We start from the raw sequence: 25,076 nt of genomic DNA, 5'->3' as shown, positions 1-25,076 counted from the left end.
ATGCGGCACGGGCCGCCTATTTTGCCTTGCGTTTGCGCGCGTCGCCCGCGGTCTTCGCGCGGCTCGCAACCGCGGCCTTGGTCTGACCGACGGACGCCGGCGCCGCCTTGCCGGCCCCGGTAGAAGTGGCAGCGCCCGCCGACTTCGCCGCACCCTTGCCCGCCTTCGCCTTGCCTACCTTGCTGCGAACCGGCTCGGCAACGCGCACGATGCGCGCACGCGCCGAAATCTTCTCCACGCGGCCCGCGCGCGGCGCCGACATCTCTTTAGCGATTGCCCGTCGGACCGGTACGTGCAATATCAGCCGCTGGCCCGCCATCACCGTGTTGCGCCGCGTATGGTTCCATGCCTTAATCTGCGCGACAGTCACGCCATAGCGTCGGGCCACCGCCGCGATCGACTGCCCGCGCCGCACGCGGATCAACATCTTGCGCGTATCGGGCACCTCCGGCTCCATCGCGAGTACCGCATTTTCCGCGACGTCGGCGCTGATATCCTCGTCATCGCCATCGTCCTTGGGCACCAGCAGCGTCGAGCCAGGCTTGAGCCGCATGCCGGCGGGAATCTTATTGACCGCCATCAGCATGCCCGAGTCGACGCCGATTTTCTTGGCCAGCACCGCCGGGGTCGCACGCTCGGTCACCTTGTACGTCTTCCACGTCGACAGGTTGCCGTCGTAGGCTTTCAAGTTGCGCTCAAACACATTCGCGTTCTCAAACGGAAGCAGAATCTGCGGTTGTGATGCGCCGAGAATCACCGGTTGCTTGAAGCCGGGGTTCAGCGAGCGAAACTCTTCTAGCGAAAGGCCTGCAAGCTTGGACGCTACCTTGACGTCAATGTCACGCGCGGTCGTCACCGTGACGAAGTACGGGTGATTCGGAATATCCGGCAACGTCAGCCCATATTGCCGCGGGTTCATCACAATGTTTTTCACCGCCTGCAGCTTGGGCACATAGTTGCGCGTCTCGGACGGCATCGGCAGGCTCTGATAATCGGTCGGCAGCCCGCGTGCCAGGTTGCGCGCAATCGCGCGTTTTACGCTGCCCTCGCCCCAATTGTAAGCAGCCAGCGCCAGATACCAGTCGCCGAACATGCCGTGCAACTTCGTCAGATAATCGAGCGCCGCACTAGTCGAGGCGACGACGTCACGCCGTTCGTCCTGAAACATGTTCTGTTTCAGTTTAAAGGTACGGCCCGTGCCGGGTACGAACTGCCACATGCCGGCGGCCTTCGCGACCGATAGCGCATGCGGGTTAAACGCCGACTCGACGAACGGCAACAGTGCCAGCTCCGTTGGCATACGCCGCTGTTCAAGCTCTTCGACGATGTGATACAGGTACTTCTTCGAGCGTTCAGTCATGCGCTCGACGTAGTCGGGGCGCTGCGCGTACCAATTCGTCTGCATGTTGACCAGATTGCTTTGCAGATCCGGGATCTGGACGCCGGCGCGAATCCGGCTCCACAAGTCATCGGAGCCTTGCAGTTCTTGCACGCTGCCATGATCAACGTCGATGGTGTGCTTAGACGAGGACAGCGCGGCATGCTTCTGAATGGGATTGCCTTCGATGAGCTGCAGGTTCTGCGAAGTGGAAAGCGCGGAGGAAGCCGGTTGAGAGGGTTGCGCCGTATGCTTGCCGCTGCTCGCGCAGGCGGCGAGCAACAGTGTCAACAGCGCGCTGAGTATCAATCGCATTAAACGTCTCGGATTCCAAAGGGGCGCCGGAAAATTGGGTCCGATAGTACGCAGAACGCGTGCGTCGCGTCAACCTAAAAACTGTAAAAAAGCCTGCAAAATCCGTGCGTTGAGACCTGTTCTTCAGGTCCCGTGCGAAATCCGCCATCGATGTGAGGGTCTCGACATGCGGCGTCGTTATGATAAGTGATGACGTCCGGATCCACCGACGCGGGTAGCGTCAGCGAAAGACGTTCTTCCATTCACGCAACGCAGTAAAAGTGTCGAGCCGCCCGCTCGTGTGCACCTGCCGCTTGTCGGCTAGTTGCTGTCGGATCGACGGCAGATGGGCGCGCAGGAACGGATTGACACGCTTCTCATGACCTATCGTAGTCGGCAAAGTCGCCACCCCATCGGCGCGTAACCCCTGAGCCCGGTCCCGCCAGGCGAGCAAGTCGACGTTGTCCGGCTCCACCGCCAGCGCGAATGCGATATTGGACAATGTGTATTCGTGCGCGCAATGCACTTCGGTGGCATCGGGCAGCGCCGCCAGCGCGTCCAGCGATGCCAGCATCTGCTGTGGGGTGCCCTCGAACAGACGCCCGCAGCCGCTGGCAAATAGCGTGTCGCCGCACAGCAGGTGCGGCACCGGATCCGAGCCGGCCGCCGCGAAATAAGCGATATGCCCGCGTGTATGGCCGGGCACGTCGATCACGGACAATACCAATCCGAGCGGCTCGATCCGGACTTCATCCCCGCCCGCAAGCGGGTTCGTGACTGCCTGGATGGCTTCGCTGCGCGGACCGTACACCGGGACCGGGCCGTGTGCGCCACACGTCTGGATCAACGTGACCACTCCGCCGACATGGTCGGCATGGTGGTGGGTGAGTAAAATAGCGGTCAGCCGCAAGCCTTGTCGCTGCAGGAAGTCGGCGACCGGCGCGGCATCGCCAGGATCGACCACTGCAGCGTCACATCCGTTCGAGATGACCCAGATATAGTTGTCCTCAAATGCCGGAACCGGGATGTATTGCAACCCGCCACCGGCGTCACGGGCTGATCTGGCTTCCAACGGTACGTTCATCGCGCAGAACCCATAGATACAATGTCGAACCGACCGATTATAGACTGGCCAACCTGGACCGAATCACCACCGGGACGATACGTGCTCGCGTGGGAGCAAAGCCAACTCGATCGCCTGGTGTCCGACATGTTCGGCTATTACGCGCTGCAGTTGGGCTTACCGCAGCTTGATGCGTTGCGCGAGAACCGCATGCCATGCCGCGGCCTGGTGCTGGACGCAGCCAGCGGCGCGAGCGCGCCCTATCGATTGCCGGACCAGAACAGCCATGGCGCCGCCGATACCGGCCAACGCCACGCACCGCCGCAACGCGAAACGCTTTGGTGCGATTTCCTGGACCTGCCGTTCGAGTCGCAGAGCGTGGACTTGCTGATCCTACCGCACACACTCGAGTTCACGCGCGATCCGCATCGGCTACTGCGCGAAGCCGAACGCGTCCTTGTGCCAGAGGGACGGCTCGTGATTGTCGGCTTCAACTCGCTGAGCCTGTGGGGCATGCGACAGTCGATCAGCCGCCGCGGCGGCCGTGCGTTCGTGCCGGCGGCACATGACCTGATCGCCTTTACGAGAATGAAGGACTGGATCAAGTTGCTCGGCTTCGAACTGGACCGTGGCCGCTTCGGCTGCTACCGTCCGCCAGTGAACACCGAGACATGGCTCGCGCGGTATGCATTCATGGAAGCCGCCGGTGATCGCTGGTGGCCGATTTTTGGCGCGACATACATGATCACCGCGATCAAGCGGGTGCATGGTATGCGGCTGATCGGTCCGGCCAAAGTCAAAAAACAGGCACTCGCGCCGGCGCTGAACCCGGTTGCAGCACCGAACGCTCCCTAACGACGCCAGCGTACGCTGGCGTTTGCGTGTCACCCCTATCGACGAACTCATGGAATCCAACACCCTCATCGAAATTTATACGGATGGCGCCTGCAAAGGCAACCCGGGTCCGGGCGGCTGGGGCGCACTGCTGCGCTTCGGCGCGCAAGAAAAAGAGCTGTTTGGCGGCGAGCGCTCAACGACCAACAACCGAATGGAACTGATGGCCGTGATCGCCGCCCTCGAGGCGCTAAAGCGGCCCTGCAAGGCGGTCGTCCATACCGATTCGCAGTACGTGCAAAAAGGCATCAGCGAATGGATTCACGGCTGGAAGAAAAAGAATTGGGTGACTGCCGCGAAAACGCCGGTCAAGAACGCCGATCTATGGCAACGTCTCGATGCGCTGAGCGTGCTGCACGAGATCGAATGGCGCTGGGTCCGCGGCCACGCCGGCCATCCGGAAAACGAACGAGCCGACGCACTGGCCAACCAGGGCGTGGCATCGCTCGAACAAGCATGAGCCGTGTACGCACGCGCTGCATGTTGAACTTTTTTGAACACACCATCCCACCATGCGTCTTCTTGTTCTCGACACCGAAACCACTGGCCTGAACGCCAAAGGCGGAGACCGGATCATTGAAATCGGCTGCGTCGAAATCGTCAACCGGCAACTGACCGGCAACAACCTACACTTTTACGTCAATCCGGAGCGCGACAGCGACCCCGGCGCATTGGCCGTGCATGGATTGACTACCGAGTTTCTGCGCGACAAGCCGAAGTTCGCGGAAATTGCCGATGCGCTGCGCGATTTCGTCAAGGATGCCGGCATCATCATTCATAACGCACCGTTCGACATCGGCTTTCTCAACGCGGAATTTGCGATGCTGGGGCTGCCGCCATTTTGCGATCATTGCGGCGAAGTGATCGACACGCTGGTGCAGGCCAAGGCGATGTTCCCAGGCAAGCGTAACTCACTGGACGCGCTGTGCGAGCGCTTCGGCATCAGCAATGCGCACCGCACGCTGCATGGCGCGCTACTTGATGCGGAATTGCTGGCCGACGTCTACCTAGCGATGACGCGCGGCCAAGAAAGTCTGGTCATCGACATGCTGGCCGACACGCCGGGCCCAGGGTCGGTAGCCACGGCGCGCGTGTCGCTCGCCCAGTTTGAGCTGCCCGTTATCAGTGCTAGCGATGACGAGCTTGCCGCCCATGCGGATGTACTCAACGAACTCGACAAAGCACGCAAAGGGCCGTGCGTATGGCGGGAGCCGCCGCAGCGGGTGAACGAAACCGCCCCCGCGGCTGCCGCGTGATACGGCGGCGTGCCACGCGCGTCGGTACGGTGTCCACGGAGGCGCACGTGATCCACGCGCGAGCAGGTCGGCGCCACTGCGGAACCAGTCGAGCGCCGGATAGTGATAACGCAGCCCGGACCTGTGAAAAGCACTTTACGGATCTCGCAAGTCCTGTCATAATCGCTGACTCATTTGGGTGGTTAGCTCAGCGGTAGAGCACTGCCTTCACACGGCAGGGGTCACTGGTTCGATCCCAGTACTACCCACCAGAATCGGAAGGGCCGGCAAACGCCGGCCCTTCTTACTTTCTGGCGATCGAACACCCTCCTCGTTCGATTTCTGTCCTTCCCTGAATCGGGTTGTTTGCCACAAATTTGCCACTGTTCACTTGGCGACGCATTTGCATGGCAACAATTCGGCAATGAGGAAAATACTGGGAAGCGCAAACTCGGCGACGCAGGTGGCTGTCGCTGTCTCGCAGTTTCAATACCAAGACCGCCGTTGAAGCTTGGGCGCGACGTGCCGAGTCCAGTCACCTATGGCTGGTACGGCCGAGGCGCCGGTACCCATCTGTAGCTCAGTCGCGAGCAAACGCAAGAATGCTACGTTCGTCGCTGTCAGATACAACTGAGATGAAATCCTCGCGTTCCAAATCCTGCTTTACATCGGCGAAAGCATCTGCATGCGGCCCAAATTCCTCTGCCGGACGCCGGACAGCAAACATAACGTCGCCAATGAGCTTGTCGTCGCGACGCAGCTTCTTGACCTTGCCCAACCAGTCCCAGCCATGGTCGTACAGCCGTGAGGGGTCGTCATGCGCGAGAAACAGCGGCTTGATCGCACGTAGCGCCTGGCCGCGCTCGTTTATCCGCGCGAACGGCAACCTCGCACGGTAGGCGTCATCACCGATCAACACCTGCTGTTTGTACAGCGTAGCCAGTTCTGCGGATTTCAGAATGCGCTGCACGCCCTTTTCGACTTCCCGTTCCTGATAGGCCCGGGTCACGAACACACGGCCCACATAGTGATCAAAAAGCTCAAGCAGCTTCTCGGCCGGATCCTCCGCCAAGACCGCCCGTTCCGCGTCGGCATACATGATCGCCTGCCTCGGCTTCACCAGTTCGGTGAACGCGAATTTCGCATAGTCCGGACCCGCGCCGGACGATACGTTGCAGAATGCATGTTCGATAGACGCGCCGATACGCATCAGCTCTTGTTGGTAGGTCTTCCTCGCACGGCGGAAGATGTTCGGGTCAAGTTCGTCAAAGAACGCAGTCACCCGCCGCACGCTATCGAGCATGCGGAAACCAAAAAACCTCGCCGTGGGGCTCATCAGCAGGAGTCCCACGTTCGCGAACTCACCCGTCTCCAGATACGGCATGAAGCGGACAATGGCGTAACGGCACGCGTGTTTCATTATGGTTTCCAGAAATCCTCGTGGCAATACCTAAGCAGCAGGCCATATGCCTCGTCGGGCGTGAACCCGAGCGGCACGTCGTCACCGACGATAGACCACGAAGCTGGCATTTTATCGCACGCGCACTCGAACTGTTCGAGCGCGTTTAGCATCCTCATCTCGTAAACCTGCCGGGTCACGAAGTCCTCATAGACTCTGTGCCATACCGGCGAGAACGGGTGAAGCTCGAGAAAGGCTGAGCGGTCAAAATAGGGATCGAATGCCTGGTTTTGGTCAATCACCAGCATCCGACTTGCTCCCGGGTCCCAGAGCAAGTTTGGATTGCCGCCTTTCTCGGTCAGCGTCCGGTCTTGGTTCCGAATCCACCAGTCGAACACGATGACGTCCAATTGCAGTTCGGGATCGACATGGCCAAGCAGCGTCCATGACATCTCTAGTGCGTTTGGCACCGCGCAGGACGCAAAAGCATAGCCTGCGCCAAGTTCGGCGAAATGTGAAGGGCCGATTTTGATTAGTTCGTCGGCCACCTGCGCAATCCGAAACGGTGCAACGGGTAACCCGAACGCCTCGGCCATCGCACTCCCAAGCCACTCGGCGACCAGACTCCGGCGCCCAGCATGAAGCCCCTTTACAAAATATAGCTGCTTATCGTCGCCCCGGCAGATGAATGGTTGGGTAATACCCTGCGTGGCACGACCCAGCACTTCGACGATCTGCACGACTTCGCGATTGAACATGGATCCCCCGCATATGGCCCGCCACGATCCGACACTGCGTAGCGCGAAGGGCGTAGGCCTGAAATGGTAACAGAGCCGTTACCGTCGCTGCCCGGAGCTTGAACCGCTAGACATGGACTGACTGATGGCGGTTAGCGGCTCACCCAGGCGCACATCGGCGTGCTTTGGGGTATCAAAGATTAAGCGGAACGGCCTGATTGGGGATAGCCTCACAACCACAATAGTCAACACACCGCTGACAAGACGAAGGCGCGGTGCGGGCGGTAGTTGTGAGGTGGGGCCGCCTTCAATTACTGTATCCTATTTTATGCCCTTAAAAATTTTGCTCCAAATTTTTGGGCAATTGCGGCAGACCTAACATTAATCGCCTCCGTTTGAATTGATTTTATATTATATTTTTTTGAAAGCTTTTTTATGGATTTGACCGTCAAATAAGTTCCCACCCCTTTAATATTAAGTTCCTTCTCATTATCATCACCCTCCGAAACGCTTTCCACGAAACAATTAGCATTATGCAGCTGCGCTCTTGGATGGGCCAAAGCATAATTAAATATAACTTCCGTTTTATTATTCTCTGTAAACGTTTTTAATTCCGCCATGCCGTATATATCCCTTTTGCCAGGCACCTTCATTTCGTCCGCTTTACTTAAAATGGCAAAAAAATGAGTGTTTGCTGACGTATTGGAATGACAACTTAAATCGTATTCAGATAGATCCTCGTCTGGCATTATACCTTCCGCAGATTTTTATCCCACCCGTGTGCCGTCAAAAATCGGATTTTTCGCATGATAGCTGCAGTGCACTATCAATAGAATCAACTAGTTAGATCATGAGGGTCTAGTCAAAGTCGCGCCCGCATGGCCATCGGCTGAGGCTATCCACGGAAAGAAGCTGTGCGCCAAGGCGAGGCCAGTAAGGGGTTCTGAGCCGTCTGGAATACCCTAACGCAATGGGTTCGCCGCCCATTGCGGCGCCATTCGTCGCGCAGCAGCGCACTCACCCAGGCTATCCGTTTGGGCTTGATGACTTGAGTCTACTTGACGCGGACCACGTCGACACAAGCTGGCAGCTATCGGCCGCACAGTTGACCAACATGTACCTGCTAGCGCTAGCTCGTACGCACAAAGGGAAATTGGCAAGCTTCGATCAAGGGCACGTCGTCTACACGAGGCCGCACGGTGTGCAGCACACGTTAGCTGGTCAGCTAACGCGTGCACTTGAGGGCGAATCCGACTGGATAGGATAACAATATTTTCGGATAACGAAAATCATTACGCCAATACCGAATATCAAGCGTTGCTTGCGCGTCATCGCATCGACTGCAGCATGAGTCTCAAAAGCAACTATTCGTCACACCGATGTTGGTTTGCCTCGACGAAACGATCCAACAAGGCATTACACGTGGCAAAGAGAAATTAAAATCAATCAATGGCTTGCGAGCTTGCTACCTTTCAGACGAAAAGCGCACTGACAGTATGATTAGCAGTTCAACCCAATTCATTGACAGACAGAGGTCACCCAGCGCTGAGCGACGCAAGCGCCTTCTCCAAAGCCCTGCTAGCGGTACGATCCGCATCGTTTTTGAGCACTGCGTGCATCACCAGTTGCCGGTTGTGGCCAGCCGCGGCGGGCGAGTTCCACAGCAAATCGGCACAAGGCTGTGCCGCGCGAACCCATCGCCGCCATGCGCGGATCGGCACATGCTCGTGGACGATGCGCACCGACAATTCGCGACCGTCGTACTGGCCAACCTTCCGGCTTTCGGCCCAAACGACGACGGTACGCGTAGCGACGTCGAGCGACACCGCATAGCGGCCGATCGCAAAGCGCCGCGCAGCAAAATTAGACCGCCACAGTGGCCGAGGCCGGCAAATCCACGCCACCACGATATATAGCCCCGGCGATACGGCGATCCATCCGTTACTGTCGGCCATCGCGCGCAGCGCCGCCTTTGGCCCCGCAGCGCAGATAAACAGTCCGATCGACCATGCGGCAAATAAAAAACAAATGAGCGAGAAGCAGCGCAATGCCTGCCGCAGCCATTGTGGCAACGGATGGAATGGCCGCTCAGCCCGCGCCTGCGCGCCGGGCAGCGTGATCAGCAGGAACAGCAGGATGACGTTCAGGCATGCCCACGGTGACGACGCAATGTCGGTCAACACGGGCACGAAGCCCATTTGCGACATCGAGTGCAACCAGCGTGCAAGCAACGCGAGTCCGATCGCGCGCAGCGCGAAGATCGTCGCGGCGCCCGGCACAGTATGGTGGCTCGGCTGCATCACCTTCGGCAAGTTACTCTCCTGTTTGTCGCACAGCCGCCCTGCAGGCCGTCGCAATTGCACCAGCGGCACATTATAAGGACTCTTACGGTGCAACGCGGCAATCGCCACGCAAACAAAAACGCCCACGGCATCGACAGCCGTAGGCATTGGAGGGAGGCAGCGGGCTCGCCTAACCGGCCCGATGTGGCTTGCTTAGCCGGCGGCGACTTCGCGCAGCACCGTGCGACGGCTGAGGCGCAGCAGTGCCTCGTACGCATCGACGTAGCGTTGCGCCATCACCTTCGATGTAAAACAGGCCTCGAATGCCGCCCGCACGCCGGCGCGCGACAGTGTGTGCAGCCGGTTCACCGCGGCGACTGCGCTTAACTCGTCTTCGACGACAAAGCCCGACACGCCATTCTCGATCACTTCCGGCACCGACCCGCGCTTGAATGCGATCACGGGCGTGCCGCAAGCCATTGCCTCGATCATCACCAGGCCGAACGGCTCCGGCCAGTCGATCGGAAACAGCAACGCATGCGCGCCCGACAGGAACTGCGCCTTCTCGGCTTCCGAGATCTCGCCGATGTACTCGACGTGCGGCAGCGACATCAGCGGCTTGATCTGTTCGTCGTAATATGCGCGATCGGCCTTATCGAGCTTCGCGGCGATCTTGATCCTCATGCCGCACTGTTGGGCGATCCGAATCGCGGTATCCACGCGCTTTTCCGGCGAAATACGACCCAGGAAGGCCAGATAGCTCGGCTCGATGTCGGTGCGCGGCGTCAGCAGATCGATGGGCAAACCATGATGCACGGTCGAGAGCCAATTGGCCTGCGGTAACGGGTTGCGCTGGTTGTCGGAGATCGACACGACCGGCACGTCGTCGAACACGTTGAAGATCGGCTGCAGCTCGGGCAAGTCGAGCCGGCCGTGCAATGTCGTCAAATGTGGCACCGGCTGGCGCGAAAACAGCGGAAACGGGTAGTAGTCGATATGGAAATGCAGTACATCAAACTCTTCCGACCGTCGGCGCACCTGCTCGAGCAGCAACATGTGCGGCGCCATCGTATCGCGGATCGACGGATCCAGTCGCAACGCCTTCGGCCATACCGCATCGAGCCTGGCCGACGTCTGCGAATCTCCGCTGGCAAACAGCGTCACATCATGTCCAAGTTCGACCAGCGCTTCGGTGAGGTAGGACACGACGCGCTCGGTCCCACCGTACAGCTTTGGGGGAACGGCCTCGTGCAGCGGCGCGATTTGAGCGATTCGCATGTCGGTAAACTCCTAAAAAAGTCAGGCGAAGTGACTGCTTCGGTTTAATACGGCTCAGAAATCCCCGGTTTGCCACCGGGGCCGCCCCGCCTGCGCCATCGGCGCAAGCGCGTGCCGATCTTGCTGCAACGGTGCGGTACGGTTGTACAGTCTCTCGATTTGACCCGTCTGCCGCGCTCAATGCCATCGCCTTCCGACGGTGTGCAAGCCATAAACGCTCAAAACGTCAAACCGTTGACTGTTCGGCAAAACTGTCTAGGGGCTGAACCGGACTCGATTATCGACGCCGCATAGCACAAATCCAGGCCTGCCTTTCAAAGTCTTTACCTTGTTACAGTATTGATACACTTTGCTAAGCCTTGTTCTAAAAGGCTGTTTTAGATTGTGTGCAGGGCTGGCAACACGGGCCGGAGGGTCGGGCTGCGCGACTTAACGCAACGCAACACAACGCGCTGTCACTGATCGCAGGCTGACGTGTCATTGTATCTTAAAATACACTCACCTACGGACATGGGATGTCGTTTGCTTGCCACGCCCGATCGGCTGCCGTCTGGGCCCATCGCCATACGTGCCCTGGCCTGCCGATTCGCACATCGCCCGACTGAACCGTTCCCGGCGCGTTTACAATCCCGTCTTTGGCAGTCCGTCTGCCAAGGTCACCACTGTTCGAGGCCACCGCACTCGCCATGGCAAACACCGATTCGACGCTTTACCCCGACCAGATCGAGCGCCTAACCACGGCCGAACGCAATGCGCGCAATACGCGGCTGGCGAGCTACGCCCATCGGCCACTGGCGTTCCTGTTTCGCTACATCCGGCATCATCCGGTCGCACATGCCACCGTACTGGCAAGCGTACTCGCAGCAGTCGGCTGCGCGCTTGCGTCGCAGTATGCGATCAAGCATTTGATCGATGTGCTCAGCCACGGCCGCCATCACCCGCTCGAGCTATGGGGCGCGTTCGGGCTGCTGGTCGGCTTGATTGCCGCCGACAACCTACTATGGCGGGTCGGCGGCTGGATCGCCGCGCATACGTTCGTAGTCGTCACAGGCGACTTGCGCAAGGACCTGTTCCGCTATCTGAGCGGCCATTCGCCGACCTATTTCGCCGAGAAACAGCCGGGGATGCTAGCCAGCCGCATCACTGCCACGTCTAATGCCGTCTACACGGCCGAGAACATGATGGCGTGGAATGTGCTGCCGCCTTGTATCGCCGTATGCGGTGCGATCGTGATGATCTTCGCGGTCAACCCTCTGATGGCCAGCACACTGCTGGTAGCCTCCGCCATTCTGGCGATCGTATTGTTCAAGCTGGCTCAACGCGGCAGCGCGCGTCACCAGGCCTTCGCGACGCGCGCCGCGTCAGTGGACGGCGAACTGGTCGACGTGATCGGCAATATGGCGCTGGTGCGCGCTTTCGGCATGACGCTGCGCGAGCAGCGGCGCTTCGGCATGACCGTGCGCGCCGAGATGACCGCACGCCAGCAAAGCCTACTGTACCTGGAGAAGCTACGGCTGTTGCACGCGGTAATCACGGCACTGCTCTCGGCCGGGCTGCTCGGTTGGACACTGTGGCTATGGACGCGCGGGCAGGCAACCCCCGGCGACATCGTGCTGGTAAGCTCGCTGGGCTTCACGATCCTGCACGGCACGCGGGACCTCGCGGTCGCGCTGGTGGATGTCACGCAACACGTGGCGAGGCTGTCCGAAGCCGTACAGACGCTGCTCGAGCCGCATGACATGCCCGACCGCAACGACGCCATCGAGCTAAGCACGAACGGGGGGCGCGTCGATTTCGAGCAGGTCACGTTCGCGTATCCGCGACGCCGCCCGATTCTCGATCGTTTCGAATTGCATATCGAACCGGGTCAGCGAGTCGGGCTGGTGGGCAAGTCTGGCGCCGGCAAGTCCACCGTACTGGCGCTACTGCAGCGCTTCTACGAGCCGCAGGGCGGCGTGATCCGGATCGACGGACAGGACATCTCACGCATCACACAGGACAGCTTGCGCAGTGCCATTGCGCTGGTGCCGCAGGATATTTCGCTGTTCCATCGAACCGTGTATGAGAATATCGCCTATGGCCGGCCCGATGCGTCTCGCGAGGAAGTGCTCGCCGCAGCGCGCGAAGCCCGCTGCACGGACTTCATCGAGGCGATGCCGGAGGGGTTCGAGACAATCGTCGGCGACCGTGGCGTCAAGCTCTCTGGTGGACAGCGTCAACGCATCGCGATCGCGCGCGCCATTCTGAAGGACGCCCCGATTCTGCTGCTGGACGAAGCGACGTCCGCACTGGACAGCGCCTCTGAGGAAGCGATCCAGCAGGCGCTGGACCGGCTGATGCGGGGCCGCACCGTGGTGGCGATCGCGCACCGGCTCTCGACACTGCAGAACTTTGACCGCATCATCGTGATGAGCGCGGGCAAGGTCATCGACGATGGCACGCCGGACGAGCTGAAGAACCGACCCGGCCCGTATCGAGACCTATTGATCAAGCAATCGGGGCGCGCAGCGGTCCATGACCACGAATTGCGACTCGTCGAGCACGCTTAACGAAGCTGGCGCGTCCTTGGCAACGAGACTGGCGCATCTCTGGCAGGGCCCGGCCCGCGCAGTCAACCCACCGCTGCGTGTGGGCGTCGCTGGTGTACGCCGCCGCGTGTGCGTCGCTGCCCCCCTCTTTGACGGCGCGCTCGCTATCAGCCTCCGCCCGGCGCCGGCAAGCGCAGGTCGCCGAGGAAGTGATCACGCCACACAGACACGTTATTCTCACGCAACTGCGTCATCATATCCGCGTGACGCTGCCGCCGTTCAGCCAGCGGCATGCTCAGCGCGCGATCCAATGCCTCAGCCATGCCCGCGAGATCGGCAGGATTGACGATCAACGCACCGTGCAGTTCCTGCGCGGCGCCGGCAAAGCGTGACAGCACCAAAACGCCTGGATCATCCGGATCCTGCGCGGACACATACTCCTTAGCCACCAGATTCATGCCGTCGCGCAGCGGCGTAACGTAGCCGACATCGGATATCCGGAACAACGCGGCCAGTACCTGTCGCTCGTACTGCCGGTGAATGTAGCGGATCGGCGCCCAATCCAATTCGGCGAAACGTCCGTTGATCCGGCCCGCTTCCGCCTCGAGCTGCAACCGGATGTCCTGGTACGCATTCATGTCAGCGCGGGTCGGTGGCGCGATCTGCACGAATGACACCTGGTTGCGGCGCGCAGGCGTCGTCTCGAGCAGCTTCTCGAACGCACGGAACCGCTCCACCAGCCCTTTCGAATAGTCCAGCCGGTCCACGGCCATGATCAGTTGCCGCTCGTGCAGCGTTGCCTTCAGTTTGCGCACGTAGCTGGCGCTCTCGCCGGCCGCGGCCAATCGCGCGATCTCGTCCGGGTAAACACCGATCGGATAGGCGCCGGCGCGCACCGTGCGATCATACGCCCGCACGCTGCATACCCTGGCGTCGATGCGGCGTTCGACCTGCCCATGTGCCTCATGCTCGATGTAGTCAACGAATGCGCGCAGATCCCCGTCAGTTTGAAAACCAATCAGATCGAAGCAACACAACGCCCGCATCAGTTTCTCATGCGGCGGGACGGTCAACAGCAACTGCGCGGGCGGGAACGGAATATGAAGGAAGAAGCCGATACGGTTCGCCACGTGCCGCGCACGCAGTGCCTCAGCAAACGGAATCAGATGATAGTCATGGACCCAGATCACATCATCGGGCCGGATCAGCGGCACCAACTGATCCGCCAGCCATCGGTTGACCCGACAGTAGCCGTCAAACTCCTGCCACTCAAAATGGGCAAGGTCGCAGCGATAGTGGAACGTCGGCCACAGCACCGCGTTCGAAAAGCCGCGGTAGTATTGCTCGTAGTCGCGCCGGGACAGCGCGATCGTCGCGAAGGTCACCGGGCCACGCTCGTCGAGCTTGATCGGCCCGATCGGGCCGGACTGCGTGTCACCGCTCCAGCCGAACCACATGCCGCCGGTCTCTTTTAGCGCGTCATAGACGCCGATCGCCAATCCGCCGGCGGCGGGTCCCCCCTCGGAAATCGGCGCAACCCGATTCGACACGATGATCAACCGGCTCATGCGGCACCGTACAGGTCGTCGCCGTGCATCCGGCAGTTCATGCGCGCGGCGGCCGCGCGCCAATCAACGTTGCGAGCCAATCGCGGAACGCGGCGACAGAAGGGAGTCTGGTGCTGGCCCGCGTATTGCCGTCACCAATCTTGATCGATACGCCGCCGCGCGCATTGACCACGTCGAAGCCCTTTTCATCCGTCAGGTCATCACCGGCAAAAACCGGCACGCGACCCACGAACGGTGGCTCGTCGAGGAATGCCGCGATCGCCCGCCCCTTGTCGACATGCTTCGGCTTGATTTCATACACCATCTTGCCGGGCTGCAGCACATACGCGTCGCTGTATTCAACGCACAACCGTTCGGTCTCGCGTCGTGCCACCCGCTCTCGATCCGGCGCATTCCGATAGTGCAGCGCCAGCGCCGCGCCCTTGATCTCGAGCAGCATGCCGGGATTGTCACTGACTACGCGCTCGAGCTCCCGTCCGATGTGCGCGAGTCGTGGATCGTTGAACCCCACACGCAGCACGTCGCCATTCGCATCGCGCCGCTCCGCGCCATGCAACCCCGCGATGGGCAGGTTTGCCAGTGCGTCCGACGCGAGCAGCGTGTCAATGCTGTCGATGCCGCGCCCGGACACCACCGCGAGCGCGCCATGCGACGCTTGCCGCAGCCCATCCAGCAACTGGATCAGCACCGGCTCAACGACCACACGATCCGGCGCCCCGGCCAATTCAACCAGCGTGCCGTCGAAATCGAAGAAAAATGCTGCATCGAGCGGGTTGACGCGAGACAGTGCAGCCAATGAATCGGATAAGCGTTGCATCGAACGGATAGTTTGGATTAAAGAGACGGCGGCACAGGACGATGAACCCTCGACGCGCATCATGTATGTTGCTGCATCGTCCGACCCTATTGTCGTGGCATCTTACCGCAACGGCAACACGCGGCATATTGCCCCACCGCTGTGCATGAGTCGCCGTGCGCAACGAAATGCGCTACAGTATCTTATTCGGTGGATGCGTCGATACGCTCCGCGCCAAGCCTTACCCCTGTTCCATTTTCCGATGTCCATCCCGTTGCCTCGATCGCGTATGCGAATTCCGCGCGCGCCCCGCCGTCAATCGGTGCTGCGCCACGCCGTGCTCGCCGCGTGCGTCGGCTTATCGGTTACATTGTCGGCGTGCATGCGGGATGACGGCCAGTGGAAACTGACCAACGTCTCTGGCCACCTGCCGGATCTCGGCTTTTCGCTGCAGGCGGACAATGGGCAGACCGTGTCCGGCGCGTCGTTCGCCGGCAAGACTACGCTAGTCTTTTTCGGCTACACGCATTGTCCGGATGTATGCCCAGAGACCATGGCCCGGCTAATGCAGGTTCTCGAGCAACTGGGCAACGATGCCCGCGACGTGCGCATTCTATTCATTTCGGTCGATCCTCACCGAGACACGCCGCAGACATTGCATACCTATGTGCAGGCGTTCGATCCGCAGCACGTGGTCGGACTGAGCGGCTCCGAAAAACAGATTGCTAATCTAGCGCGACGCTATCGCGTCGCGTATCAGACCGAGAAACCCGACGGCAACGGAAATTACGAGGTCACACACAGCTCGGCGATCTATGTGTTCGATCGTACCGGCCGCGCGCGTCTGCTCGCTACCGCATCCGACTCCGCAGACATGATCGCCGATGACTTGAAGCGTCTGATTGAGCAAACGCCCTGACGCAGCCCCATCGTTGAGCTGTGTTCGCGCGACGCAGCGACGCAAGATGAAGCAGCACGCGCTTGACCCATTCCAACGCCTCACAGCGCGTGACCAACGCCACCACGCCATGCGGCTGGGCTTGCAGCCGCTCGGCCAACTCGCCGATGGTTGCCTACTCGCGACCCGGGAAACCCTCGACATGCAGCAGCAGGTATTGCAGTGGCGTAATGCCTTCACTTTGCGCAGCGTTTTCCGAGAAACGCTGGAACCGCCGCACCTGGTCACGGAACTCGGACAACGCTTCAAAATCCTGTTTGGTCAGGACAGCGCTTGTAGCGGCGTTCTTGTTGATGCGAAGGCAGTCATCGGTCAGGGGCGGCGCATCCAGACGTGCGCAATGCCATCGTCATCATGCTCGTCGGAGATCGGCTTAAACCCGAACCCAACATAGAAGCGCTGCAGGTGTGCCTGTGCATGCAGTCGCACAGCCGTGTTGGGCCAGCGCGAGCCGATCTGGTCAAGCGCATGGGCCATTAACGCACGGCCCAACCCATTGCCGCGATGGCGCGGCGACGTCAGCACGCGGCCGATGACACAATCGGCGCAATCATCGTGCTGCGCGGCGGACAGCACCCGGAGGTAACCCGCGAGTGGATGACTCGACCTCGCTGCGCACGTCTAACATGTCGTAGACGTCAGCCGCGCTCAACTCGACGAAGTGCCGGAAACTCCATTTGATCATTTCATCCGTCCGTCCCAGCGTGCATGAGTCGTACATGTCCCCAAACCGATCTCAATGGAGGACTCTATGCGAACGCACTTATTGACGAACTCGAGGACGGCAACCTTAAACAGGCTCGCGCGGCTGTGGCACAAACAAAAAACCCCCTTGAAAACTAGGGGGGTTGTCTGGAGGCGCGAGCCGGAGTCGAACCGGCCTAAACGGCTTTGCAGGCCGCTGCATAACCGCTTTGCTATCGCGCCATGGCACCTGGAGCGGGAGACGAGTCTCGAACTCGCGACCTCAACCTTGGCAAGGTTGCGCTCTACCAACTGAGCTACTCCCGCAAGCATCAACTACTGTGCGTCGTGGAGCGGGAGACGAGTCTCGAACTCGCGACCTCAACCTTGGCAAGGTTGCGCTCTACCAACTGAGCTACTCCCGCACGATGCTGTCGCCGTTCACGCGTTGGCGTGTTCAGCAGAGTTCGAGATTATGCTGAAAGTGGCGCGCAGTGTCAAGGATAGAGGCCGATAAAATATCCGTGCCATCAGCACGGATGCCCGCTCCACCCTATCATGTGGCCCGATCGCGGATCTGCGGCCAGGCCAGCTTCATGTAATAGAGCATCGACCAGATCGTCAGCACGGCCGCCAAATAGATCAGCCACTCGCCCACAACGCGCGTGTTGATCGCGAACTGCCCCGGCACGCCAATCGGCGCGTAATACAGCAGCATCGGAATCGCGATCATCTGGCACGCGGTCTTGAACTTGCCCAGCGAATTGACAGCGACGCTTTTGGATGCGCCGATCTGCGCCATCCATTCACGTAGCGCAGAAATCGTGATCTCACGGCCCACGATCACCAGCGCAATGGCCGAATCGAGCCGCATCAAGTGCACCAGCACCAGCAATGCGGCGGTCACCATCAGTTTGTCCGCGACCGGGTCGAGAAAGGCGCCGAATGCCGAGGTCTGGTTTAGCTTGCGCGCAAGAAATCCGTCGAACCAGTCGGTCAACGCCGCCAGGATGAAGATGGCCGCAGCCGCTTCGTTCTTGTCCTGCGCGACCAACATCGTGTCCGGCAGATAGTACACGCCAACGATTAACGGGATCAGCACGATCCGTAGCCACGTCAGGAAAATCGGTAAATTGAAAGGCATCGAAGCGAACTGGTGATGAAAGGTTGCGCACAATTGCCATTGTGCCGCGTGATCCGGCGCGTCACAAGCAAGCAGCTCGCGCGCGCCGGCCACCATGCTCAGTGCAATTGACGGTAGATCTGCTCGGCCAGCGTGCGCGACACGCCTTCGACACTGGCCAATTCATCGATGCTGGCAGACATCACGCCACGCAGCCCGCCAAAGCGCGCGAGCAATCGCTGCCGTCGCTTCGCCCCCACCCCCTCGAGTTCCTCCAGACGCGAGCTGTGACGCGCCTTGGCGCGCTTGGCCCGCATCCCGGTGATGGCAAAGCGGTGCGCCTCGTCGCGAATTTGCGCGACCAGCATCAGCGCGGCGCTCTCCTTGCCCAACTCGAGCGGCGCCCGCCCGTCCGCGAAGACCAGGGTCTCAAGACCGACCTTGCGACCCTCACCTTTCGCGACCCCGACCAGCATGCTGGCGTCCAGTCCCAGTTCCGTGAAAACCTGACGGGCGATCTCCACTTGTCCCTTGCCGCCGTCGATCAGCACGATATGCGGCAGCACGCCAGCACCCGCGACCGCGCCCGCCTGCGCCGTGGGTTGCGCGTCACGGGCGGGCGCGGCGCCGCCAGTCGTTTGCACGTCGGCCGGCGAAGCCGATGATGCGCCGGCCAACTGCGATACGATCTTCTCATAGCGCCGCGTGAGCACCTGCCGCATGGCGGCGTAGTCATCGCCCGGCGTGATCCCCGTGATGTTGTAGCGCCGGTACTCGGCGGATTGCATCTTATGATGGTGATAGACGACACAGGAGGCCTGGGTGGCCTCGCCCATCGTGTGCGAGATGTCGAAACACTCGATACGCAACGGTGACAAGTCCTCCAGGTCAATCGACAGCACCTGAGCAAGCGCGTGCGTGCGGGCCTGCTGGGAACCCTGCTCGGACAGCAGTCGGGCGAGCGCGAGTCGTGCATTCTGCTCGGCCATCGATAACCATGCCCGCTTCTGGCCTTGCGGCTGGCGGATCAGCGTGACCTTGTGCCCGCACTGCTGCGCCAGCACGTCGACCAACTCACGCGTGGCCGGCGCATGACTGACGATAATCACTGGCGGCACCGGGTGGCCGATATAGTGCTGTGCGATGAACGCATCCAGCACCGCTGCCTCGATGTCATCCCGCGCCGCCTTCTGGGTGTCACGGTCCACTGACAGGACATCGGCAGCTGCCTCAGCGCGGGGTGTCGGGATGGCGACCGTCGTCACTTCCGACCCATTGCCGGCTTCCGGCAGTTCGTCCGGCGTGGCCAACGCGGTCTCGACGTGGGACGGGAAGTAAGCCTTGTCGCCGAGATGGCGGCCGCCACGCACCATGGCTAGGTTCACGCATACGCGCCCTCCTTGTGCGACCACCGCCAGGATGTCGGCATCGCCGCTGCCACGCTCGGTGCCAACCTCGATCGCCTGCTGTTGCAGCACCTTGGACAGCGAACTCATCTGGTTGCGTACCGCGGCCGCCTGTTCGAATTTCAACTCGGCCGCGTAACCATGCATCTTGTCCTCCAGTTCCTTCATTACCTCGCGCTGACGCCCCTGCAGAAAGCGCGCCGCGTTGGTCACATCACGCGCATAGTCTTCGTCACTGATTGCGCCAACGCAAGGCGCAGTGCACCGGCCGATCTGATGCAACAGGCAGGGACGGGTACGGTTGTTAAAGACCGAGTCCTCGCAGGTCCGCAATTGGAATACGCGCTGCAGGATCTGGATGCTTTCGCGCACCGCCCAGCCACTTGGAAACGGGCCAAAATACTGGTTATGCTTGTCGACGGCGCCGCGATAGGACGTGATGCGCGGGAAGCGATGCCCAGTGAGCTTCAGGTACGGATACGACTTATCGTCGCGAAACAGGATGTTGTAGCGTGGCGTCAACGCCTTGATCAGGTTGTTCTCCAGCAGCAATGCCTCTGTTTCGGAGCGCGTCACCGTGGTTTCGATGCGCGCGATGCGCTGGACCATTAACGCGATGCGCGGCGAGACCAGCGTCTTCGTGAAATAGCTCGATACACGCTTTTTCAAGTCGCGCGCCTTGCCCACGTACAGCACGGCGCCTTGTACATCGTAATAGCGATACACGCCGGGCAGGTGCGGCAGCTGCGCAATGACACGCTTAGGGTCAAAATCCGCGTCGGGCTCAGTAACGGTCGGAGGAGCAGACGGTTCAGTCATGTAGCCAATACCGGATCAGTCCCGTGCAGCGCACGGGATCTGTGCTTTAAAATAACCAGTTTAGATCATTCGCCAAGCGGCCTGCGCGTCGCGCGCGTCCCATGTCCTCCTGCCCCGCCCTGCTTGCCGGCGCGCGTGCGCCGCTCACATGCGACATTTTCTGCACGGTAATCGACAATTTCGGCGACGCCGGCGTCTGCTGGCGGCTGGCCCGGCAGTTGGCGAATGAATACGGCTGGCAAGTGCGTCTGTTCATCGATGAGTTGACCACGCTCGCGCGTCTGGCGCCTGGGTTGGATATCGAGTGTGAGCGGCAAGTGCTGGCCGGTGTCGCCATCGAACATTGGCATGAATCCCAGTTCGCTGGGCCTGGCGCGGCGGCACTGAACATCGCCGATGTCGTCATCGAGGCATTCGCCTGCGATCTGCCAGCGTCATACGTTGCTGCGATGGCGCAACGCTCATCGCGGGTAGCCTGGATCAACCTTGAATACCTGTCGTCGGAAGACTGGGTGGCGGACTTTCACTTGCGCGCGTCGCCTCATCCCCGCCATGCACTGACCAAGACGTTCTTCTTCCCCGGCCTCGACGCCCACACTGGTGGCGTGCTTCGCGAGCAAGACCTGGACTCGCAGCGCCGCGCGTTCGTCGAATCGGCGGCCGAACGGGCGGGCTGGTGGGCGGCGCTCGGGCTGCCGCAGCCCGATCCGGCCGCCACGGTCGTATCGCTGTTCTCCTACGAGAATCCCGCTCTCGACGCGCTGCTCGAGCAATGGCGTGATGCGCCGGATCCGTTGGTGCTATTGGTTCCACAGGGGCGGGTCTCCAGCTCTGTAGCGCGGTTTTTCGGTCATCGCGCAGGACCGCGCGCATTCGCGGCGGGCACCAGCGCGAGCGCAGGTGCGCTGAGCGCGTATGCGTTGCCGTTCACCGACCAGCGCGGCTACGACCGACTGTTGTGGAGCGCCGATATCAACTTCGTGCGTGGCGAGGATTCGTTCGTGCGCGCACAATGGACACGCAAGCCGTTCGTCTGGCACATCTATCCACAGGCGGATGATGCGCATCTGCCGAAGCTGGACGCGGCCCTAGCGCATATCGGCTCGGCACTGGAGCCGCGCGCGCGCGACGCATTGACGCGCTTCTGGCACGCATGGAACGGCAATCCAATGCATGGCCTGCCCGATTGGCAGGATTTCATCCAGCACCGGGAAGCGTTCGCGGCACGCGCACACGCATGGGCGGACGAGCTGGCCGCGGTCGGTGATCTAGCCGGGCATCTGGCCGCATTTGCCCAAAATACGTTAAAATAATGGGTTTTCAAGAGCTTAGGCTTGCCTGCCGGACTGCCCAATGTGGGGGCGTGCCGTCAGCCATTCGCCATACCCATTTATCGGACAGGACAGTGTTATGAAGACCGCTCAAGAACTGCGTACGGGCAACGTCATAATGATCGGCAACGATCCCATGGTTGTACAGAAAACCGAGTACAACAAGTCGGGCCGCAACGCCGCGGTCGTCAAGCTGAAGCTGAAGAACCTATTGACCGGCGCGGGCAACGAGTCGGTGTATAAGGCCGATGACAAGTTCGACGTGGTCGTGCTCGACCGCAAAGAGGTCACCTATTCGTACTTCGCTGATCCGATGTATGTTTTCATGGATGCGGACTACAACCAGTACGAGGTCGAAAGCGAGATGATGGGCGATGCGTTGCACTATCTCGAGGACGGCATGGCGTGCGAAGTGGTGTTCTACAACGACAAGGCGATCTCAGTCGAGTTGCCGACCACGCTAGTGCGCGAAATCGTCTATACGGAACCTGCGGTCAAGGGCGATACGTCGTCCGGTAAGGTACTCAAGAATGCCAAGCTGGCTACCGGCTTCGAATTGCAAGTGCCGCTATTCTGCAACATCGGCGACAAGATCGAGATTGACACGCGTACACACGAGTACCGTAGCCGCGCGTAACAGCGCCTCGAACGTTCTCAATGCCACAACGCAAGCGCTCCGACTGGAGCGCTTTTTTGTTTACGGGGGAGTTACGGGAGCCAACGCGACGCGTCACTGCTGCACGGCGGTGGAAAAATTTACGCGCCAAACGGGAAAAATTTGCCGCATTGGGAACATGCGCAGCTCACCCTGTTACGGCAACGCGTTGATTGGTAAAGTACGACGAATTGGCACGAAGCATGCTCACCCCGAACCGCCAACGCAGCGCTCAAAAATTCGCCGCAGATAATCCCTCGTCGCGCTATGCCACACGCCCTGATCGTTGAAGATGACCCTAACAGCCTGTCAGGGTTGTCGGCCATCCTGAGTACCGATGGTTTTTCCGTCGACACTGCAGCCACGCTCGCAGAAGCGCGCGCCGCGTTGCAGCGGTTCATTCCCGATGTGGTACTGGTCGACTTGAACCTACCCGACGGCAGCGGGCTGGACGTGCTGCATTCTCTGCCGTCACAGCCGGACGGCGTGACGCCGGTCATCGTGATGACCGGTAATGCGACGGTGGAAAGCGCGATTGAAGGGCTGCGCCACGGCATTTGGGACTATCTACTCAAGCCGGTCAATATCCCGCGATTGCGCAGCCTGCTGGCACGCATTCCGCGCCCATACGAGCTTACCGAGGAAGTCCAGAACCTGCGTGCGGCATTGCGGCGCGTCGGCCGCTTTGGTTCAATGATCGGTCGCGGTGCGGCAATGCAACAGGTCTATGACACGATCGAGCGTATCGCGCCGACGGAGGCAGCAGTGCTGATTGTTGGCGAGCCGGGAACCGGCAAGGAGATCGCTGCGCGAACGCTGCACGAGATGAGCCGTCGCAAGAAAGGCCCGCTGGTGAAGCTGGACGGCGCGGCGGCCAGTCACGCAGGCGCTGAGCCGTGGGAAAGCATGCTATTTGGTCACCAGCGCGGCGCATTTGATGGAGCGGAAACGAGCGGAGCCGGCGTGCTGGAGCGGGCAGCCGGCGGCACGCTGTTTATCGACCGTGTCGATCTACTGCCGGCCGCGCAGCAGGAGGCACTCGCACGAGCGCTGGGGGCACGCACGTTTCGCCGGATGGGCGGCACCACCGATCTGAGCGCCGACTTCCGGGTGGTGGCGGCCACCGTCGAATCGCCGCAGCAGGCGCTGGCCCGCGGCACGCTGCGCACCGACCTGCTGCAACGGTTGAACGTGGCACCACTGACATTGCCGCCGCTGCGCGAGCGCGGCGAGGACATCGAACTGCTGGCCACTTATTTCGTCGACGTGCTGAATCAACGCCACGATTCGGTCAAGCGGCTCAGCCCGCTGTGCGTGCGCGAGCTGATCGAATACGAATGGCCAGGCAATGTGCGCGAATTGCGCGACGTGATCGAGCGCTCACATCAGGCATCCGAGGACATGATCGAAAGCTTGTCGCCGGACAACGAAGGCGGCCGCACTAGCCGTTCGCGGTCGAACCACCAGGTGCAGATCGCGGTCGGCACGCCGCTTGCCGATGTCGAGGAGATGCTGATCCGTGCCACGCTCGATGCGGTGGGTGGCACCCGGCATCGTGCAGCGACACTGCTTGGCATCAGTCCCAAGACACTGTACAACAAGCTTCAGCGAATGAAGGTGACCTAAACCGGTCCGCCCCGTTCACCGTAGGCTGTCGATCAGCTTGCTCGCTTGGCAATAGTCGGGCTGGCACATCAGCTCGCTCCACTTCGGCGCGTCACCGCGCGGTGCGAGCCGCTTGATGCGACGCCGAGACGCGGTATCGATGTCGCGCGCGCGCAGGCGCTGCAGCACATCGTCGGCGTCCTCGGGACGATTGCACACGAGCACCATGTCGCATCCAGCATCGAGCGCCGCATGCGCGGCCTCGGCGGTGGTCCCGGCCTGACGCGCCGCCTGCATCGACAAATCGTCGCTGAAGATCACGCCATTGAAACCAAGCCTACCGCGCAGGATCTGCTGCAACCATACGGACGAGAAACCGGCCGGCCGAGCATCGACGGCCGGATAGACGACGTGGGCCGGCATCACCGCGGCCAGCGACAGCCCGAGCCATTGATACGGCTGCACATCGCAGGCGAGAATCTCGTCGAGCGCTCGGGTGTCAACAGGCGCCTCGACATGCGAATCCGCCTCCACGTAGCCGTGCCCCGGAAAATGCTTACCGCAGGCTGCCATCCCAGCCAGCGCCAAGCCATGCGCGACGCTTTTAGCCAACAGCGCGACGACGCGCGGATCCGGGTGGAACGCACGATCGCCGATCGCCTTCGAACGCCCGTAGTCTAGGTCGAGCACCGGCGCAAAGCTCAAGTCGACACCGCTCGCGTGCAACTCCGATGCCATCACATAGCCGATCGCCGTGGCCACTCGGATTGCCGCGAGCGCATCGTCGTTCCATAACGCGCCCAGGGCACGCATCGGCGGCAGCGACGTGAACCTATCACCCCGGAAACGCTGCACGCGCCCGCCCTCCTGGTCCACCGCAATGATCACATCGTCGCGCACATCGCGGATTGCGCCAGTCAGCTCGAGCAGTTGCGCGCGGCTCGCATAATTGCGGGCGAACAAAATCACGCCGCCGGTCAGCGGATCGGCGATCCGACGGGCATCGTCACGACTCAACGAAGTGCCGGCGACGTCGAGCATCA

General features: G+C 60.9%; 21 protein-coding genes, 4 tRNA genes and 2 pseudogenes. 10 read left to right on the top strand and 17 right to left on the bottom strand.

What is annotated here, in order from left to right; genetic code table 11:
- Positions 1-16: 16 nt before the first annotated feature.
- A complete protein-coding gene (locus B0B13_RS16550) occupies positions 17-1,693 on the bottom strand; it encodes a transglycosylase SLT domain-containing protein (protein WP_076797121.1) in 1,677 nt (558 codons plus the stop codon).
- Between the two features lie 220 nt (positions 1,694-1,913).
- Positions 1,914-2,756 (bottom strand): hydroxyacylglutathione hydrolase, encoded by an 843-nt coding sequence (gene gloB, locus B0B13_RS16545; RefSeq protein ID WP_076797120.1) that lies wholly within the window; start codon positions 2,754-2,756, stop codon positions 1,914-1,916.
- Between the two features lie 21 nt (positions 2,757-2,777).
- Between gloB and B0B13_RS16540 the strand changes: the two genes are divergently transcribed.
- From B0B13_RS16540 to B0B13_RS16525, 4 genes are all read left to right on the top strand, one after another.
- Positions 2,778-3,590 (top strand): class I SAM-dependent methyltransferase, encoded by an 813-nt coding sequence (locus B0B13_RS16540; RefSeq protein WP_076785199.1) that lies wholly within the window; start codon positions 2,778-2,780, stop codon positions 3,588-3,590.
- A gap of 49 nt (positions 3,591-3,639) precedes the next feature.
- Complete coding sequence (rnhA, locus tag B0B13_RS16535) at positions 3,640-4,089, top strand: ribonuclease HI (protein WP_076797119.1); 450 nt, start codon at positions 3,640-3,642, stop codon at positions 4,087-4,089.
- A gap of 52 nt (positions 4,090-4,141) precedes the next feature.
- Complete coding sequence (gene dnaQ, locus B0B13_RS16530; protein ID WP_076785201.1) at positions 4,142-4,885, top strand: DNA polymerase III subunit epsilon; 744 nt, start codon at positions 4,142-4,144, stop codon at positions 4,883-4,885.
- A gap of 176 nt (positions 4,886-5,061) precedes the next feature.
- Positions 5,062-5,136: transfer RNA gene (locus B0B13_RS16525), tRNA-Val, on the top strand.
- 308 nt (positions 5,137-5,444) lie between these two features.
- Here the strand turns inward: B0B13_RS16525 and B0B13_RS16520 are convergent.
- From B0B13_RS16520 to B0B13_RS16510, 3 genes are all read right to left on the bottom strand, one after another.
- Entirely contained in the window at positions 5,445-6,284 is an 840-nt protein-coding gene (locus tag B0B13_RS16520) for a DUF3037 domain-containing protein (RefSeq protein ID WP_076785202.1), read from the bottom strand.
- Positions 6,284-7,021, bottom strand: a complete 738-nt coding sequence (locus B0B13_RS16515; RefSeq protein ID WP_076797118.1) for a HipA family kinase — start codon at positions 7,019-7,021, stop codon at positions 6,284-6,286. The genes B0B13_RS16520 and B0B13_RS16515 overlap by 1 nt, the downstream gene beginning before the upstream one ends.
- 305 nt (positions 7,022-7,326) lie before the next feature.
- Entirely contained in the window at positions 7,327-7,749 is a 423-nt protein-coding gene (locus B0B13_RS16510; protein WP_139337452.1) for a hypothetical protein, read from the bottom strand.
- Positions 7,750-7,970: 221 nt separating this feature from the next.
- Between B0B13_RS16510 and B0B13_RS16505 the strand changes: the two genes are divergently transcribed.
- Positions 7,971-8,267 (top strand): PIN domain-containing protein, encoded by a 297-nt coding sequence (locus B0B13_RS16505; RefSeq protein WP_076797116.1) that lies wholly within the window; start codon positions 7,971-7,973, stop codon positions 8,265-8,267.
- Positions 8,268-8,535: 268 nt separating this feature from the next.
- On the opposite strand, the gene B0B13_RS16500 is transcribed toward B0B13_RS16505, so the two are convergent.
- The gene (locus B0B13_RS16500) at positions 8,536-9,300 is read right to left on the bottom strand and encodes a hypothetical protein (RefSeq protein ID WP_076797404.1); all 765 of its coding nucleotides are present in this window, start codon (positions 9,298-9,300) and stop codon (positions 8,536-8,538) included.
- Between the two features lie 195 nt (positions 9,301-9,495).
- Positions 9,496-10,560, bottom strand: coding sequence for a glycosyltransferase family 4 protein (locus B0B13_RS16495; RefSeq protein ID WP_076797115.1), 1,065 nt, complete (start codon positions 10,558-10,560; stop codon positions 9,496-9,498).
- Positions 10,561-11,246: 686 nt separating this feature from the next.
- Between B0B13_RS16495 and B0B13_RS16490 the strand changes: the two genes are divergently transcribed.
- On the top strand, positions 11,247-13,109 hold the full coding sequence (locus tag B0B13_RS16490; RefSeq protein WP_170872452.1) for an ABC transporter ATP-binding protein: 1,863 nt from the start codon (positions 11,247-11,249) through the stop codon (positions 13,107-13,109).
- Positions 13,110-13,255: 146 nt separating this feature from the next.
- Here the strand turns inward: B0B13_RS16490 and otsA are convergent, their stop codons facing one another.
- Positions 13,256-14,656: an alpha,alpha-trehalose-phosphate synthase (UDP-forming) gene (gene otsA, locus B0B13_RS16485; protein ID WP_076797402.1), complete on the bottom strand. Its 1,401-nt coding sequence runs from the start codon at positions 14,654-14,656 to the stop codon at positions 13,256-13,258.
- Between the two features lie 37 nt (positions 14,657-14,693).
- Positions 14,694-15,473 carry a trehalose-phosphatase gene (gene otsB / locus B0B13_RS16480; RefSeq protein ID WP_076797114.1) on the bottom strand — a complete coding sequence of 260 codons (780 nt, stop codon included), beginning with the start codon at positions 15,471-15,473 and terminating at the stop codon, positions 14,694-14,696.
- Positions 15,474-15,741: 268 nt separating this feature from the next.
- On the opposite strand from otsB, the gene B0B13_RS16475 reads away from it, so the two are divergent.
- Positions 15,742-16,371 (top strand): SCO family protein, encoded by a 630-nt coding sequence (locus tag B0B13_RS16475; RefSeq protein ID WP_235090157.1) that lies wholly within the window; start codon positions 15,742-15,744, stop codon positions 16,369-16,371.
- Here B0B13_RS16475 and B0B13_RS20145 read toward each other — a convergent pair.
- From B0B13_RS20145 to uvrC, 7 genes and pseudogenes are all read right to left on the bottom strand, one after another.
- Positions 16,304-16,726: pseudogene (locus B0B13_RS20145) on the bottom strand (MarR family transcriptional regulator). The gene B0B13_RS16475 and the pseudogene B0B13_RS20145 overlap by 68 nt on opposite strands.
- A pseudogene (locus tag B0B13_RS16465) lies at positions 16,723-17,004 on the bottom strand (GNAT family N-acetyltransferase); the annotation flags it as partial. The pseudogenes B0B13_RS16465 and B0B13_RS20145, both read right to left, overlap by 4 nt.
- 259 nt (positions 17,005-17,263) lie before the next feature.
- Positions 17,264-17,337, bottom strand: a tRNA-Cys gene (locus B0B13_RS16460).
- Positions 17,338-17,345: 8 nt separating this feature from the next.
- A tRNA-Gly gene (locus tag B0B13_RS16455) sits at positions 17,346-17,421 on the bottom strand.
- Positions 17,422-17,443: 22 nt separating this feature from the next.
- Positions 17,444-17,519: transfer RNA gene (locus B0B13_RS16450), tRNA-Gly, on the bottom strand.
- Positions 17,520-17,650: 131 nt separating this feature from the next.
- Positions 17,651-18,238, bottom strand: a complete 588-nt coding sequence (gene pgsA, locus B0B13_RS16445; protein WP_076787289.1) for a CDP-diacylglycerol--glycerol-3-phosphate 3-phosphatidyltransferase — start codon at positions 18,236-18,238, stop codon at positions 17,651-17,653.
- Positions 18,239-18,336: 98 nt separating this feature from the next.
- Positions 18,337-20,442 carry an excinuclease ABC subunit UvrC gene (gene uvrC, locus B0B13_RS16440; RefSeq protein ID WP_076797113.1) on the bottom strand — a complete coding sequence of 702 codons (2,106 nt, stop codon included), beginning with the start codon at positions 20,440-20,442 and terminating at the stop codon, positions 18,337-18,339.
- 101 nt (positions 20,443-20,543) lie between these two features.
- Here uvrC and earP point away from each other — a divergent pair, with 101 nt between their 5' ends.
- The 3 genes from earP to B0B13_RS16425 all read left to right on the top strand — a co-directional run bounded on the left by earP (position 20,544) and on the right by B0B13_RS16425 (position 24,054).
- Entirely contained in the window at positions 20,544-21,755 is a 1,212-nt protein-coding gene (gene earP / locus B0B13_RS16435; protein WP_076797112.1) for an elongation factor P maturation arginine rhamnosyltransferase EarP, read from the top strand.
- Between the two features lie 97 nt (positions 21,756-21,852).
- Positions 21,853-22,410 (top strand): elongation factor P, encoded by a 558-nt coding sequence (efp, locus tag B0B13_RS16430; RefSeq protein WP_076785219.1) that lies wholly within the window; start codon positions 21,853-21,855, stop codon positions 22,408-22,410.
- Between the two features lie 285 nt (positions 22,411-22,695).
- Positions 22,696-24,054, top strand: coding sequence for a sigma-54-dependent transcriptional regulator (locus B0B13_RS16425; RefSeq protein ID WP_076797111.1), 1,359 nt, complete (start codon positions 22,696-22,698; stop codon positions 24,052-24,054).
- Between the two features lie 15 nt (positions 24,055-24,069).
- Here the strand turns inward: B0B13_RS16425 and nagZ are convergent, their stop codons facing one another.
- Positions 24,070-25,074, bottom strand: a complete 1,005-nt coding sequence (gene nagZ, locus B0B13_RS16420) for a beta-N-acetylhexosaminidase (protein WP_076797401.1) — start codon at positions 25,072-25,074, stop codon at positions 24,070-24,072.
- Between the last annotated feature and the right edge of the window lie 2 nt (positions 25,075-25,076).

The organism is Burkholderia sp. b14 (assembly GCF_900156195.1).
Lineage (GTDB): Bacteria > Pseudomonadota > Gammaproteobacteria > Burkholderiales > Burkholderiaceae > Mycetohabitans.
Note: the sequence above shows the minus strand (reverse complement) of the source record. Positions and strands in the feature narration are given on the sequence as shown.